Source organism: Dethiosulfovibrio salsuginis (assembly GCF_900177735.1).
Lineage (GTDB): Bacteria > Synergistota > Synergistia > Synergistales > Dethiosulfovibrionaceae > Dethiosulfovibrio > Dethiosulfovibrio salsuginis.
The window spans coordinates 1-13540 of sequence record NZ_FXBB01000013.1; the positions used below are offsets into that span (position 1 = coordinate 1).

The 13540-nt window shown below is 52.4% G+C and carries 11 protein-coding genes and 3 tRNA genes; 4 read left to right on the top strand and 10 right to left on the bottom strand.

Annotated features, from left to right (window positions below):
- Positions 1-101 precede the first annotated feature (101 nt).
- The 4 genes from B9Y55_RS06075 to B9Y55_RS06090 form a co-directional block, all read right to left on the bottom strand.
- Positions 102-491 (bottom strand): hypothetical protein, encoded by a 390-nt coding sequence (locus B9Y55_RS06075; protein ID WP_085544481.1) that lies wholly within the window; start codon positions 489-491, stop codon positions 102-104.
- 9 nt (positions 492-500) lie between these two features.
- On the bottom strand, positions 501-1241 hold the full coding sequence (locus B9Y55_RS06080; RefSeq protein WP_085544482.1) for a hypothetical protein: 741 nt from the start codon (positions 1239-1241) through the stop codon (positions 501-503).
- 136 nt (positions 1242-1377) lie between these two features.
- Positions 1378-2130 carry a PDZ domain-containing protein gene (locus B9Y55_RS06085; protein WP_085544483.1) on the bottom strand — a complete coding sequence of 251 codons (753 nt, stop codon included), beginning with the start codon at positions 2128-2130 and terminating at the stop codon, positions 1378-1380.
- Positions 2051-3082 carry a hypothetical protein gene (locus tag B9Y55_RS06090; protein ID WP_085544484.1) on the bottom strand — a complete coding sequence of 344 codons (1032 nt, stop codon included), beginning with the start codon at positions 3080-3082 and terminating at the stop codon, positions 2051-2053. The genes B9Y55_RS06085 and B9Y55_RS06090 overlap by 80 nt, the downstream gene beginning before the upstream one ends.
- Before the next feature lie 123 nt (positions 3083-3205).
- On the opposite strand from B9Y55_RS06090, the gene B9Y55_RS06095 reads away from it, so the two are divergent.
- The 3 genes from B9Y55_RS06095 to B9Y55_RS06105 all read left to right on the top strand — a co-directional run bounded on the left by B9Y55_RS06095 (position 3206) and on the right by B9Y55_RS06105 (position 4915).
- Positions 3206-4273, top strand: a complete 1068-nt coding sequence (locus tag B9Y55_RS06095; RefSeq protein WP_143340836.1) for an outer membrane protein assembly factor BamB family protein — start codon at positions 3206-3208, stop codon at positions 4271-4273.
- A gap of 30 nt (positions 4274-4303) precedes the next feature.
- Positions 4304-4771 carry a tRNA adenosine(34) deaminase TadA gene (tadA, locus tag B9Y55_RS06100; RefSeq protein WP_327078432.1) on the top strand — a complete coding sequence of 156 codons (468 nt, stop codon included), beginning with the start codon at positions 4304-4306 and terminating at the stop codon, positions 4769-4771.
- 53 nt (positions 4772-4824) lie between these two features.
- Positions 4825-4915 (top strand) — tRNA-Ser (locus B9Y55_RS06105).
- A 78-nt stretch (positions 4916-4993) separates the two neighbouring features.
- On the opposite strand, the gene recQ is transcribed toward B9Y55_RS06105, so the two are convergent.
- From recQ to B9Y55_RS06130, 5 genes are all read right to left on the bottom strand, one after another.
- A complete protein-coding gene (recQ, locus tag B9Y55_RS06110) occupies positions 4994-6799 on the bottom strand; it encodes a DNA helicase RecQ (protein WP_234986154.1) in 1806 nt (601 codons plus the stop codon).
- 66 nt (positions 6800-6865) lie between these two features.
- Positions 6866-6942, bottom strand: a tRNA-Arg gene (locus B9Y55_RS06115).
- 8 nt (positions 6943-6950) lie between these two features.
- Positions 6951-7039 (bottom strand) — tRNA-Ser (locus B9Y55_RS06120).
- 651 nt (positions 7040-7690) lie between these two features.
- A complete protein-coding gene (locus B9Y55_RS06125) occupies positions 7691-8737 on the bottom strand; it encodes a SurA N-terminal domain-containing protein (protein WP_085544488.1) in 1047 nt (348 codons plus the stop codon).
- Positions 8738-8834: 97 nt separating this feature from the next.
- Positions 8835-11375, bottom strand: a complete 2541-nt coding sequence (locus B9Y55_RS06130) for a DNA polymerase (RefSeq protein ID WP_085544489.1) — start codon at positions 11373-11375, stop codon at positions 8835-8837.
- Between the two features lie 112 nt (positions 11376-11487).
- Here B9Y55_RS06130 and gltX point away from each other — a divergent pair, with 112 nt between their 5' ends.
- Entirely contained in the window at positions 11488-12819 is a 1332-nt protein-coding gene (gltX, locus tag B9Y55_RS06135; protein WP_085544490.1) for a glutamate--tRNA ligase, read from the top strand.
- 37 nt (positions 12820-12856) lie between these two features.
- Here gltX and B9Y55_RS06140 read toward each other — a convergent pair whose 3' ends face one another.
- Complete coding sequence (locus B9Y55_RS06140; protein WP_085544491.1) at positions 12857-13540, bottom strand: 4Fe-4S binding protein; 684 nt, start codon at positions 13538-13540, stop codon at positions 12857-12859.

Consider the following 13540-nt stretch of genomic DNA (forward strand, 5'->3'; position numbering starts at 1 on the left):
CTGTCGCCCCATTCGACTACACGACGGCATGTCGAGTATACGGGCTCAAATGGGCTCCGTCGGAACGATCTCTCCGAGGATTAGAGTTTTTAGAGATACCCTTAAGGGTTGTTCGGAAGGGAATAGGTATACCAGGAGGGCTCGACTCTCATAGAACCCTGCCCAGAGACCGGATTAGCCTGCACGACCTGCACAACTGCAACCGCAGGTCCGGCGGCTGGAGCCCACATATAGCCGTCTCCGAAGGGCATCAGGACCATAGGAGAGTTGTTTACCATGTAGAGCCAATCTCCTCTGGAATCCCTCACCACCGGATATCCATCAGCGGTCAGAAAGTAAGTGCCGTTATCCGATGGATCAGGGGCGGTATGTCCATCGTCGTAATCGGCTCTCGTTATGAGTACAGGATAGTTTCCGTAGGCAAAAGCCCCTGTAGAGAGGAGTAACGCCGCGATAGACCCTAAAAGGAATCGATTAAGTCTAACCAACATAACGGGACCTCAAAGGTTTATAGGAGCGATTCTACCCATCCAGAGATAGCCCCAGACCGGAGACTGAGAGGCTAACACAGAGGTGTCCGAGTCGTTCCACTTGAAGTTGTTCTGGTTAGCCATTCTCGTCAGTTCGTATACGTGACGTTTAAGGGTTTCAGCAGGAGACTCGCCCTCTCGGCAACGCATCTGATACCAGCTCTTGCCGGTCCAACCGTATATGACCTCAGGTTTGTCGCCCTTCCACGCAAGAGGGAGACGAGGTCTGTGCAGCACCGCCATACGATCGATCATTCTGCCCCATTTTGATACCACCGTGAAATTGTCGTTTGCCAGCCAGCCAGGCACGGAGGGAAGGACCGTAGCTTGAGGGGCAACCATCATCTGTGGCTCCATCATAACCGGTTGAGTCTCGGTCATCTGAGGCTGAACGACGGTCACAAGCTGAGGGACCGACATAGGTACCACCGATCCCACCACATAACCGGAGGCCAGATAGACCCCAGCGCCTCCCTGGACACCGTAAACCCAGTTTCCAGCGGAAGAGCGAGTTACCGGATAGCCGTCGTAGGTCACAAACCATCCAGCAGGCATATTGTAGGGCCTGTAGACGTAGAAGCTCATACCAGAGTAAGCTGGCTGGGTAACCAGGACAGGCTCGGCGATATAGTTCATACCGTAGGACGGAGCGGAAGACAGGCAAAGCACAAAAAGAGCGGAAAGCACGATATTACGCATAGCCTTATTCATTATGAATACCTCCCTGATAAAAATTGCGTTTTGAGAAAGGAAAAGACTGCCGCAAAAGCTGGTTTAACTGGCTAAAATCCAAACCCTCTTAATTGATTTATACTGCCTTGTGCCATTATATCATAACAGGGGGCCTTTAGTCTCTACTTATGCCCGAATAATGCAGGGATATGTTAAGACATTTTTCCACCTGGGAGATCCTTTTTTTTATACCGTCTAGGTTTACTTTCCAGTCGCTGTCCACCGATATCCGCTGGGCTTCCTGATCCATAAGAAATAAAGAGGAGATCATAAAATCCCTGGCAGAGTTGAGGTATTCCCACTCCTCTCCAGATAGTTTTGAAGGGGCTATAGCTAGGATACGGTTCCTCATTACCTGGAGCTCCTCCGTGCCCTCCCTCACGTAGGTGGCAAGGGATTCCACCGGAATATGGCCCTCCAGGAAAAACCTATAGCTCTGGACTATCTCTTGCCAAATCCTCTCGGCCTGCCCCCAAACGGACCGGAGATCGTTGTAGTACGGCAAATACCGCCTCTGGGCTACCGTAAGGCGAGGTGTTTTTATCCAGACTAGATCCCTATATCCCGTCTCCCTCAGTACCTCCAGCAAAACCGAATTTCCCATGAGGAGATCGTTTTCCAGGGCTATATCGAGAGCAGGACCTATCTCGACGATCGATCGACCATCCACCGATATCAATCGATCCCCTGTTTTGAGCCCCGCCTCGCTAGCGGGACCTCCAGGTACGACGGAGGAGACCGAGGTTCCCCAGGGCCCTGAGGAAAAATAGGCCCCGACCAGGACTCCGCTATCGGCCCTTAGAGGGCAGGGAAGAAAGATAGTTCCATATATTAAAAGAGAGGTTATCAGAGGCAAAACTCGTGTCATTTGACGTATGATCCCCCTTTCTGGTAAGCCAAAGGAGAACTTCCTCCGACAGGGCCTCTGGATCGGCTTTCCTTATGGCTATATTAAGCAATAGAGATGGCGAAAGGGCCTGATTGACCCTCCTCGGAAGTTCCTGACCGCCCTCTTTTCCCTCTGGATACAGGAAAAAACGGTACCTTATGTCGTCCTCAACGTAAGTTCTGACTATACGGCTTGTGCCCTCGTTCCAGCTGAGCCTAGTCATAGGATGGATCAAAGCCCTTATAGCCCCTATCATATCCTCTCTATCGTCGGAGACCAAAAGAACGTTGCCGTAGATGGAGAAGAGTATAGCGTCATGACCGGGAAATGCCACGGAGAAAACAGGGACTTCGTCCACGCTTTCGGACCTATCGACGATGGCGGACTCACCGAAAATAAAGCTAAGATCCTCAAGCTTACCCCTCTGCACGGAGATGGCTTTTTTCTGTGTCTCATTATCAAGGGAGTTCCAGTCCATACAGTACGCCGCAGAAGCAAATAGTACCGGCCCTCCCTCGTCGGGATAAAGGGCCACCGCTACCGAATCCACAGGAATTCTAGGGAAAAGGGAGAAGTAGCTCGGAGCTGAGCCTGCGACGTCCCTGTTTTCGGATACGTAAACGAAAAAAGGCCTGCCTTCAGGAGGCCTTGCCATCGCCATCATCGCGTTAAAGTTCTTGCCTCCCAAAGGCGTTGACGCTTTTTTTGCCCTCTCGCCCTGGAATACCCAAAGCCCAGCGACGACGACCGAACCAACCATAACGAAAATAACGAATCTAGCCCTGTTTTTTGGGGCCCATACGGCGCTAATCGGCAAAGCAAGAATATTTAGGATTTTGTTTACCCCTCCGAGAAGTCTCTTGACCATAGATACACCGCCGGTCTGAACTTCATCTTTTTTCAGGGCATCATCTTCGAGGTTATTTTCCATACGCTCCCCCTCCTCAAGGCTATCCCCGTAGGAACCATAAGTGATATAGTCATATTGTAGCCTAAAAATACGAGCGAGGTGATCCAAGTGAAGATATTAGCGTCTACTTTAGCATCTATTTTTATGATCCTAACGGCCTCAATTTCCTGGGGAAACCAATCCTATCCTGAGCCGAGTCACTCAAGATACGACGGTGGTGCCCTGCCAGCGTCGGGAGTTCCAGCCTGGACCTATGAGGCTGGAAACGGGATATCAGGCTCTATGACCTGGTCCGACGGAAAACTGTACTTCAGCGACGGAGGAGGCTATCTGCACTGTCTCAACGGACAGGACGGATCGGTTGTCTGGAAATCCCATTTCGATACGCTCCTCTACGGAGCCCCTCAGGTCGATTCAGGCGTCCTTTACGTGGGAACTGGGTCGGGAACGATATACGCCATAGACGCCAACACCGGCCAGGTCAAATGGAGCCGGTCCTTAGCCACTAACCCCTCTGAAATAACGTCCAGCGCCGTTGCGTCGTCGGTAGCGGTGTGGAAAAACAGGCTTGTGGTTTCCAACCTAGAGGGCTATGTGTTCTGTATCGACACAAACAACGGTGAACTTTTGTGGAAATTTAAGGCACCTAGAGAAATCCTATCGTCTCCGATAATAGTCGAGCCCTTCGTGTTTGTCGGCGATCATGCAGGAGGGTTTCACGCTCTAAACATAGCCACAGGAAAGAGGTCTTGGGGAGGATCCTCTGGAGGCCCCATAGACACGTCCCCCTCTTACTCCGATGGAGTCGTCTACTACGGAGGGTGGGACGGAGTGGTTCACGGGGTGCAGCTCAAGTCGGTAGTGCCCCTATGGCACACTAAGGGCGAGGGGGCTCTCACCACCGATATAGCCGTAAGAAAAGGCAGAGCCTTCTGGGGGACCGCAGCGGGAAAGCTATACGGACTATCCGTCGATAAAGGGCAGATCCTTTGGACCATAGATCTTGACGCTCCTCCTACCGCTTCTTTAGTGGCCACCGACAAGATCCTTTTCGTGCCAGGAGCCGCCGGAAAGGTGTTCTCCGTGGACTCTCAAAACGGATCTATCATGTGGACCTTTGAGGCTAGCGGCGATATTATGTCCTCCCCTGTAATAGCAGGAGGTTTTCTCTACGTAGGAACTATGGATGGATTGGTCTATGCTATCCGGTAAAGTGATAAAGGATCGATAATGGAAGATAGGTTGAAAAAATACATGACAGAGGCCCTGAAGGAAGCGGAGCTAGCCGCTTCCGAGGGAGACATACCGGTAGGGGCGGTAGTGGTGTGGAAAGATCAGGTCATAGGCAGAGGAAGAAATAAGCGGAGACTTCACCACGACCCCACCGCCCACGCCGAGATAGTCGCCATAAGAGAGGCAGGAGAGTTCCTGAAATCCTGGAACCTCTCGGACTGCGAGCTTTACGTAACTTTGGAACCGTGCCCTATGTGCGCCGGAGCCATAGTCCAGTCCAGGATAAGGCGGCTTGTCTACGGTTGCGCGGACCCTAAGGCAGGGGCGAGCGGAACCCTCTACGACATAACCTCCGACACCAGGCTCAACCATCGCTGTGAGACCCTATCAGGTGTGGAGGAAAACAGGTGCAAAAAGATCCTCCAGGATTTTTTCATCCTTTGCAGATCTAAACGCACAAAAAAAAGTCCTTCCTAGAGTAAGTCGTCTTGCAAAAAGACCTCTATGTAGGTATAATGTTTCATCATCAAGGAGGAGTGGCCGAGCGGTCGAAGGCGCTTGACTCGAAATCAAGTGAGGGGCTCTGCTCCTCCGTGGGTTCAAATCCCACCTCCTCCGCCATCATAATTCTTAATTAATCTGACAGCATAGCTGGCCCCCTGGAAAACCAGGGGGCTTTTGTTGTGTATCTGTAGACCTCTATCGAAAAGAATCCAGCACATCCAAAAAAGCGGGGCCGTAGAGCTCCAGTTTTTTGGATCCGACTCCCTCGATACAGCTGAACTCCCCTAGAGTGCTGGGCATCGCCTGGGCTATCTCCAGCATGGTGGAGTCGTGGAATATGACGTAGGCGGGGACTCCCTGGGCCTTTGCTAACTCCATTCTCTTTGCCCTCAAGGCCTCCCAGAGAGAGCCTTCCGGGAGGATAGCCTTTTCCCTGAGAGGTGATTTCGTCTTTATCTTGCTCATCTTGCTCGATTTTTCAGGGTCAAACCTGAAGAAGACGGGCCTCTCCCCTTTTAGGACCGGTTTGCTTTCCCGGCTGAGCCTCAGTCCGCCGTAGCCCTGAGGGTCCATAGCGACGAGGCCGAGGGCCAGAAGCTGCCTAAAAACCGATCTCCACCGCTTTTCGTCGAGGTCCTTTCCTATGCCGAAGGTCGATACTTTATCGTGACCGACCTCCAGGACCTTAGGGGTGCTTTTGCCCAACAGAACGTCGATGAGGTGCCCTGTACCGTAAATTTGGCCGGTTCTGTAGACGCATGATAGGGCCTTTTGAGCGTGAATGGTTCCGTCCCAGGTCGACACCGGATGGTCACAGGTATCGCAGTTGCCGCAGGGAACGGGGCAGCTATCGCCGAAGAAAGAGAGCAATGTCTTTCTTCGGCATTCGGTGGTCTCACAGTATCCCAGCATAACGTCCAGGTTTTGGCGATTTATCCTTTTGAAAGCCTGATCTCCGTCGGACATCTCGATAAGCCGGAGCTGCCCGGTCACGTCGGTCATACCGTAGGCCATCCAGGCATCGGCGGGAAGGCCGTCCCTCCCGGCCCTGCCGGTCTCCTGATAGTAGGCTGCTAGGCTTTTAGGCATATCCAGGTGGGCCACGAAACGAACGTCGGGCTTGTCTATCCCCATTCCGAAGGCGATGGTGGCCACCATGACGACTCCGTCTTCCTCCTGAAATCGTCGCTGGTACTCTCTCCTGCTGTCGCCGTCCATTCCTCCGTGGTATGCCATGGCGTCTATACCCTGAGATGAAAGCCACTGAGCGGTGTCCTCGGTCTTCTTTCTGGTCATACAGTAGACTATTCCCGAATGACCTATGTGCTTTTCCTTTATGAAGGCCAGCAGCTGACGGCGGGGGCTGTCCTTGAGGACAACCTGGTAGTTTATGTTAGGCCTGTCGAAACCGGAGACGAAGAGCTGACCTCTGGATAGGTCCAATCTGGCGATTATCTCTTTTCTGGTTATCTCGTCGGCGGTGGCGGTGACGGCTATCCTGGGAACATCGGGGAAAAGCCGTCCCAACGCTCCGAGCCTGAGATATTCGGGGCGAAAGTCGTGCCCCCACTGGGAGACGCAGTGGGCTTCGTCTATGGCTATAACCGAGAGCTTCAGCCGGGAGAGGAAGTCGATAAAATTCTCCTTCATAACCCTCTCAGGGGCGACGTAGAGCACGTCCAGCTCCCCTCTTAAAGCCGCCCGAGACACCGACAGAAACTCCTCGTAACCCATAGTGGAGTTCATGTAGGAGGCGTTTACCCCGTTCTGTCTCAGGGCTTTCACCTGATCCTCCATCAGGGCTATCAGAGGGGAGACAACCAGCCCCATCCCAGGTCGGGCGAGGGCAGGAATCTGATAACACAGCGATTTTCCCCCTCCTGTGGGCATCAGGACGAGACAGTCCCCTCCCGCCATGACGTGCTCTATTGCCTGTCCCTGCTGTAGCCGGAACTCGTCGTAACCAAAAACTCTGCGCAGAATATCCAAAGGGCTTTCCACGACCAGCCTCCTAACTTAAAAATACGAAAAAAGCGAGATCCCCGTGGGATCTCGCTTGATTGACAGTGGCGCGCCGGGCAGGATTCGAACCCACGACCTTCTGGTCCGTAGCCAGACGCTCTATCCAGCTGAGCTACCGGCGCACTATTGGTGGCGGAGAGAGAGGGATTTGAACCCTCGGACCCGGAACGGGTCACGCACTTAGCAGGCGCGCGCCTTCGACCACTCGGCCATCTCTCCACGCAACGGAGCATATTCTACCTATTAAGCCCCGATCTGTCAAGTACAATTGGCCCGATCAGGGCATATCCCTAAAAATGACTACCTAACTCTTTTCCTTCATTTTATCGGTTCCTTCGCATCCTCTGTGGGTTAGATAGAAGTGCGTCAAAAGGTTGGGTATAGCCTGTTTGGGTTATAATGGCAAAAAAGCAAACTATCCTGCCCTTCTAGAGGTAAATGTTATGGGAAACCCTTATTCCACAGGTAGCAGTGAATACCGTATTTTTGAGGATGCACTAGGTATATGCCCTCCCTGGGAGATTAAGGACGTCCGTTTAGATTTCAATTTGCCATGCCATAATCTCCTAAGATATTCTCAGAGAATTACCCCGCTTTAAAAAATTCCCTTACGATTCATCCTGTCGAACATCCAGTCGACAAAAGCACGGAGAAAATTGCCCTCGCCGAACTGGAGGACCTTTTCGGGAAGATGTTCGTTTGACGGCGGTACACTAACCCCTCCCTGACGAAAATAAATTGCGAGTATAAATAAAACAGGCCACGGCTAAACACCGCAAATCTCCCTATAGTACGAAAGAGAGCCCTGGATTTTCCCTCTAAAGGGAGGATCCAGGGCTCTCTTGTTAGATTGAAGAGATACGTCGTTTTTTACTGTTCTGCGTCGGGACTGACTTTATCCACCGAGACCGCTGTATCCTCAGCCTGCTCCTGTGGGAAGATAGAGGGATCAAGGATTTTTACTTTGACCTTCTCGGAGATCTCGTCCAGGAAGGCCCTCTGGAGGTCCTGTTGCTTCTGGCCTAACACCATAGAGCTAAGCTGCTCTTTAGCCTCGGCGAAGTCGGTCACCTCTTTATCCCTGAAACCGGACCGATAGAGAACCAGGAAATCGTCGCTAGCCATCTCGACAGGCTCGTAGTAGGTTCCATCGTCCATGGAGACTACAAAAGCGAGGTTCTCGCTGATAGAATCCTTCCTCAGGAAGGTGAACTTACCGTCCTCTGTGTACCCTTTAAGGTCCTCGGACGTAAAGCCTCCCATAACGTCGCTCCAGCTGTCCCCCGCTACGAGAGATTCATAAGCCTTATCGGCGTTTTCTCTGGAGGAGAATTCGGCAGCCATGACCTCAAATCCCTCAGGTGCGGTAAACACGAAGTCTTTAAGGTTATCGTAAAGCTCCTGAAGTTCTTCATCTGTTACCACCGCAGCTGCGGAGGCTTCGTTGAGAAGCATCTGCTCGGATATCTGACCCTCCAGCTGCTTTCTCAGGTTTTCCATGGAGACTCCGCTCTCCTTCAGGTACTGCTGGAAGGCCTCTTTGGTGGGGAACTGGTCGGAAATCTCCGCTACAGCTTTATCCAGCTCCTCTTTAGAGGGCTTTATCCCCATAGCCTTTACCTGTTTGTCCAGGGCCTCTCTGATAACCATCTGATCCAGAACCATACGGTAGATCATAGGTATATCGGAGGAGGTTATGTCCTTTACACCAGCGCTATCGACGTAGTTCTGGGCGTACTGGATCATCTGACTGAACATGACTTTCTTGCCGTCTATCTCGGCAACAGCGTAATCCCCGTTGCCTCCGCCGCTCTTACCTCCACCGCCAACCCCGTACATAAGGGGGATCGCCAGCACGAAACACGCGAGGAAAAACACCAAGATCCATTTTACCTGTGTACGAAGCGTCCTTAACATCAAAATAAACCTTCCCCTTTCATATCGATGAAACCTATAATGTCGTCTATTACATCAGGGTATTGTATCACAGCCATAGGTACATGGAAAAACGCACCTACACTTCCGATAGAGAATCGCCTATTTTACCTTCGGTGACCAATGGGACCGAAAGGGAGGCCGCTGACTCCATTATATTCTGAAGAGATCTCATAACCTCCTCCCGATCGTCACAGTGGCATTCGCAAACTATAGAGTCGTGTACCTGAAGGACCATCTCCCCTCCCTGGAGGGATCTGTCCACCTCTATCATGGCCTTTTTGGCCAGATCCGCGGCGGTTCCCTGTATAGGCGAGTTTATGGCGACCCTTTTCATATGGCCTTTGTCCCTGGCGTTGCCTGTTTCAACCTCGTTCAGAGGCCTTCTCCTGCCGAGTAAGGTCTCGGTGTATCCCGAGGATATAGCCATATCGGAGCTTTTAGTCATATAGGCCTCGACTCCCGGCAGGGCTTTGAAATATCTGGACATAATATCCTTCGCCTCGGCCTGGCCGACCCCAAGCCTTTTGGCCAACCCAAAGGCACTCATGCCATAAAGAAGGCCAAAGGCCACCATCTTGGCGGATCTACGAAGCTCCTTTGTCACCAGAGAAGGATCGAGGCCAAAAACCATAGCAGCGGTCTCGGTATGGATATCCCTGCCCTTTTCGAACACCTCGAGGAGCCTAGGTTCTCCCGATATATGGGCGAGAATCCTCAGCTCTATCTGGGAGTAGTCCGCCGCGACGAAACAACGGTCCTTGCCTTTAGGCACCAGACACTTGCAGATCCTCTGGGACCATTCGCCGTAAACCGGCAAATTCTGCAAGTTAGGATCTCTGCTGCTCAGCCGTCCGGTTCCAGTCGTGTCCGCCTCAAAGGTACTGTGGATAATTCCGTCCCTGTCCGCTTTCAGGAGAGGAACGGCAAAACCACTGAGCATTTTGGATATCTCTCTATGCTCCAGGAGCAGTCTAGGGATCTCGCTCTGTTCTATCGAGAGCTCCGCCAACTGCTCCAAAACGGTGACGTCGGTGGAATAGCCTGTTTTGGTCTTTTTTATCGGAGGAAGCCCTAGCCTGTTGAAAAGAAGCTCTCCCACCTGTTTAGGGGAGTTGAGGTTTATCTCCCCCGCCATGGAGGATATATGTTCTGAGATCTCCTTTATCCTGGCCTCCAGGTCGACTATGACTCCCTCCATCCCGCCTCGGTCTATGGCTATGCCTCTTTTCTCCATTCTGACCAATACGGGAACCAGCGGCAGGTCGAGGCTACTGAGAAGGCCGGACAGGTTCATCTCAGAGAGGCTTTGAGAGAACCTATCCTTTAAGCTCCAAAGTTCGGCTGTCTGGCCTATCATGGAGGAGGGAACCTGATCCCCTAGAATAGTCCATAGATCGTGAGAGCTTCGATCAGGGTGGAGCAGATAGTCCACCGATCTCAGATCCCAGATCTCAGGACACCTATCCCCTATTATCGACGAGGCAAAGAGCCTTTTGTAGTCGGAGGTTATCAGAGATTTACGGGACAAAGCCTCGATAACCTTATCGGGCAACCTATCGCCCTCCCAATAGCGACCGGTAGGGTCGCACAGGGCTATCCTCTCAGGTCTTACGTCCATAGGGTATTCACCGGACCAGATCGAGTGAACCGCCAATTTCTCCGATTCCATCAGAGATTCGAGAGAGACGGGCTGGAGCGAAAGAGGGGATAAAGGCGATACGCAGGGGACATCCGGTTCGAGCTCCATGGTCTCCCAGACCTCCTCCTCTATCAGGTCGGGAAGGATCTTTTCCAGAACCTTCATGCCCATATCCCGACAGAGGGACATAAATCGCCCTCTATCCGCCAGGACCTCCGCCCCCTCGGGGATGCAATCGGAACAGAGGGTGGTCAGCACCAGAGATTTTCTGACCAGATCGGAGTTTTCCTCAAACTTCTTCCTCTGGGAGGGGGTTAAACCGTCGAGGTTTGCGTAGATTCCGTCAAGGGACCCATAGGAACTAAGCAGCCGTCTCGCCGTTTTATCCCCTATCCCCGGGACACCAGGAACGTTATCGGCGGTGTCTCCTACCAGGGCCAGATAGTCGGCCATCCTCTCCGGTAGAAATCCATACTCCGAGATAAAGGTGTCTCTATCCCACGATTTGAAGCTGGTGATGCCCTTTCCAGGCCTTACCACTGTTATCCCTTCGTCCAGGATCTGTAACATATCCTTGTCCGAGGTTACCACCAATACCGGAGTCCCTCGAGAGGCCATTTCCCTGGCCATCGCCCCTAATACATCGTCCGCCTCCACTCCCTCTTTTGACAGAACCGGTATTCCTAGAGCATCGATCATGTCTTTGAGTATAGGAAGTTGAACCTTAAACTCCTCGGGGGTAGGCTTCCTGCCCGCTTTGTACTCTTTGAACATCTCGTGCCGAAAGGTAGGGCCTGGGGCATCGAAGACGACCGATAGGGAGGTCGGCTTCCACTGTTTTTTCAGCCTCGCCATCATGTTGAAAAAGCCCACTAATGCGTTAGTGGGGGTTCCGTCAGGGGCGGTAAGCTCCGGCACGGCGTAAAAAGCTCTGTAAGCCAGGCCGTGCCCGTCTATAAGCATTACAGGACCACTCATATATATCCTCCTCGTTTGATGTATAATCTCTCCTTGACGCAGGTAATTGTACCTCTTGTAGGGGCTGTAAGACACCCCTGGCAGGAGTAAACCTATTGCAGGAGGAAAAAACATGAAAAAGACGAGAGTGAGATTTGCTCCCAGTCCCACCGGGGCACTTCACATAGGGGGAGCCCACACAGCCCTGTTCAACTGGCTCTGGGCCAGGCACACAGGAGGATCATTTATCCTTAGAATAGAGGACACCGACAGGGCCAGATCCACAGAGGAATACGAGCAGACCATCATGGACGGGATGAAGTGGATGAACCTGGACTGGGACGAAGGACCGGACGTAGGGGGAGACTACGGCCCCTATCGCCAGGCGGAAAGGCTTGACCTGTACGGAAAATACGCCGAGGAGCTTCTGGAGCAAGGCAAGGCCTACAGGGACGGAGATGCCATTATCTTCAAGGTTCCCCTCGGGGAGGATATAGGCTTCCAAGACGTAGTTTACGGCTCTATAGAGGTTATCAGCGACTCCCTAAAAGACGGCAGGACCGGCGAGATGAAGGATATCGTCCTCATAAAGAGCGACGGAATGCCGACCTACAACTTCGCAGTGGTGGTAGACGACCACCTCATGGAGATAAGCCACGTCATAAGAGGAGAGGACCACATCTCTAACACCCCTAAGCAGGTCCTGCTCTACAAGGCCCTTGGCTGGGAGCTTCCCCAGTTCGCCCACCTGCCGATGATTCTGGGCAAGGACAAGAAAAAACTCTCAAAGAGACACGGGGCCACCAGCGTCTACGATTACAGGGACATGGGCTATATGCCCGACTCTGTATTCAACTTCCTGGCCCTCCTGGGCTGGTCTCCCGCCGGAGACAGGGAGATATTCGGAAGGGATCTGGCCATAGAGGAGTTTGAGTTAAAAGACGTCAACAGAAAGCCCTCGGTGCTCGATATGGACAAGCTCAACTTCGTCAACCAGGGTCACCTCCATGCCCTGCCTGTGACGGAGAAGATCGCCATGCTCAAACCCTTCTGGGAGGAGGCGGGGGTGGATCTGTCCAAGCTTGAGGAGAGCTACATGGAGAAGGCCTTCGACATGATGGGAGGCAGGGGAAGGACGGTAAAGGATCTGGCGGAGTTCACCGACTATTTTCTCGACTTCGCTCCTGTCACCAAAAGGTATAAAGGGGACGTAGACGATAACACCAGAAAGACCCTCAAGGGTTTTTTCTCCGGTCTTGTCGCCCTGGAAAGCTGGACGGCTACATCGATGGAGGCCTTCGCCAGAGACTGGACGGCAGCGAACGACGTCAAGCTGAAAGACGTCGCTATGCCTATGAGGTTCGCCATCACAGGACATAAGGTGAGCCCAGGCATATTCGAGCTAGCGGAGTTTTTAGGAAAAGACGAGATACGTCGCAGGCTTGAGCACTTTAACTTTTTATAAGAAAAGCCGGAGACCTCTTTAAGGTCTCCGGCTTTTCTTATAGTGTCACCGTCTTTTTCTCTATGGCGTCTTTAGGGCATTTTTCCTCGCACAAGCCGCAGGCGACGCATTTTTCCGGGTCAATTACGTGTTTTTCCTTGACCTTGCCCTCTATCGCCTTGGTGGGACATACCTTAGCACAGATGGTACAGCCGACGCATTTTTCCTCTATGACCGAATAGACCTCTTTCTCCACCGGCCCCTTGGTCTCCGGGACCTCGGGAATCTCTCCCTCTCGGTAGGTCCACTCCTTCTGGAATGGCTTTCTTTCCGCCTTACCTGAATCCAGGGTGACGTTTGACTTTCTGTCGTAAGTCGATATGGCGAAGTCCTGGGTCATGGTAAGAGCGTCCACAGGGCAGATGTCGTTACACTGGGCACAGAAACAGCAACGGTCGTTATACACGACGATCTTTTTAGGCTCATCGGGAGACCGGTGTATGGCGTTTGCGGGACATACCTTTATGCACATTCCACAGCCGATACAGGTGTTTTTATCGTAACCCACCTTACCTCTGAAACGGCCCCACGTCTCGACGGGATCGTTGAGGGATATCTCTCCCTTTCCCGCTGCCTCTAACGCTCCGGTAAGATCGTCGGGCATATGATCCACAGGATAGGGGTTTGTGAAACACCGACAGAAGAGATGGCGAATAATCTGCACGGACATCCAGTTAAGCAT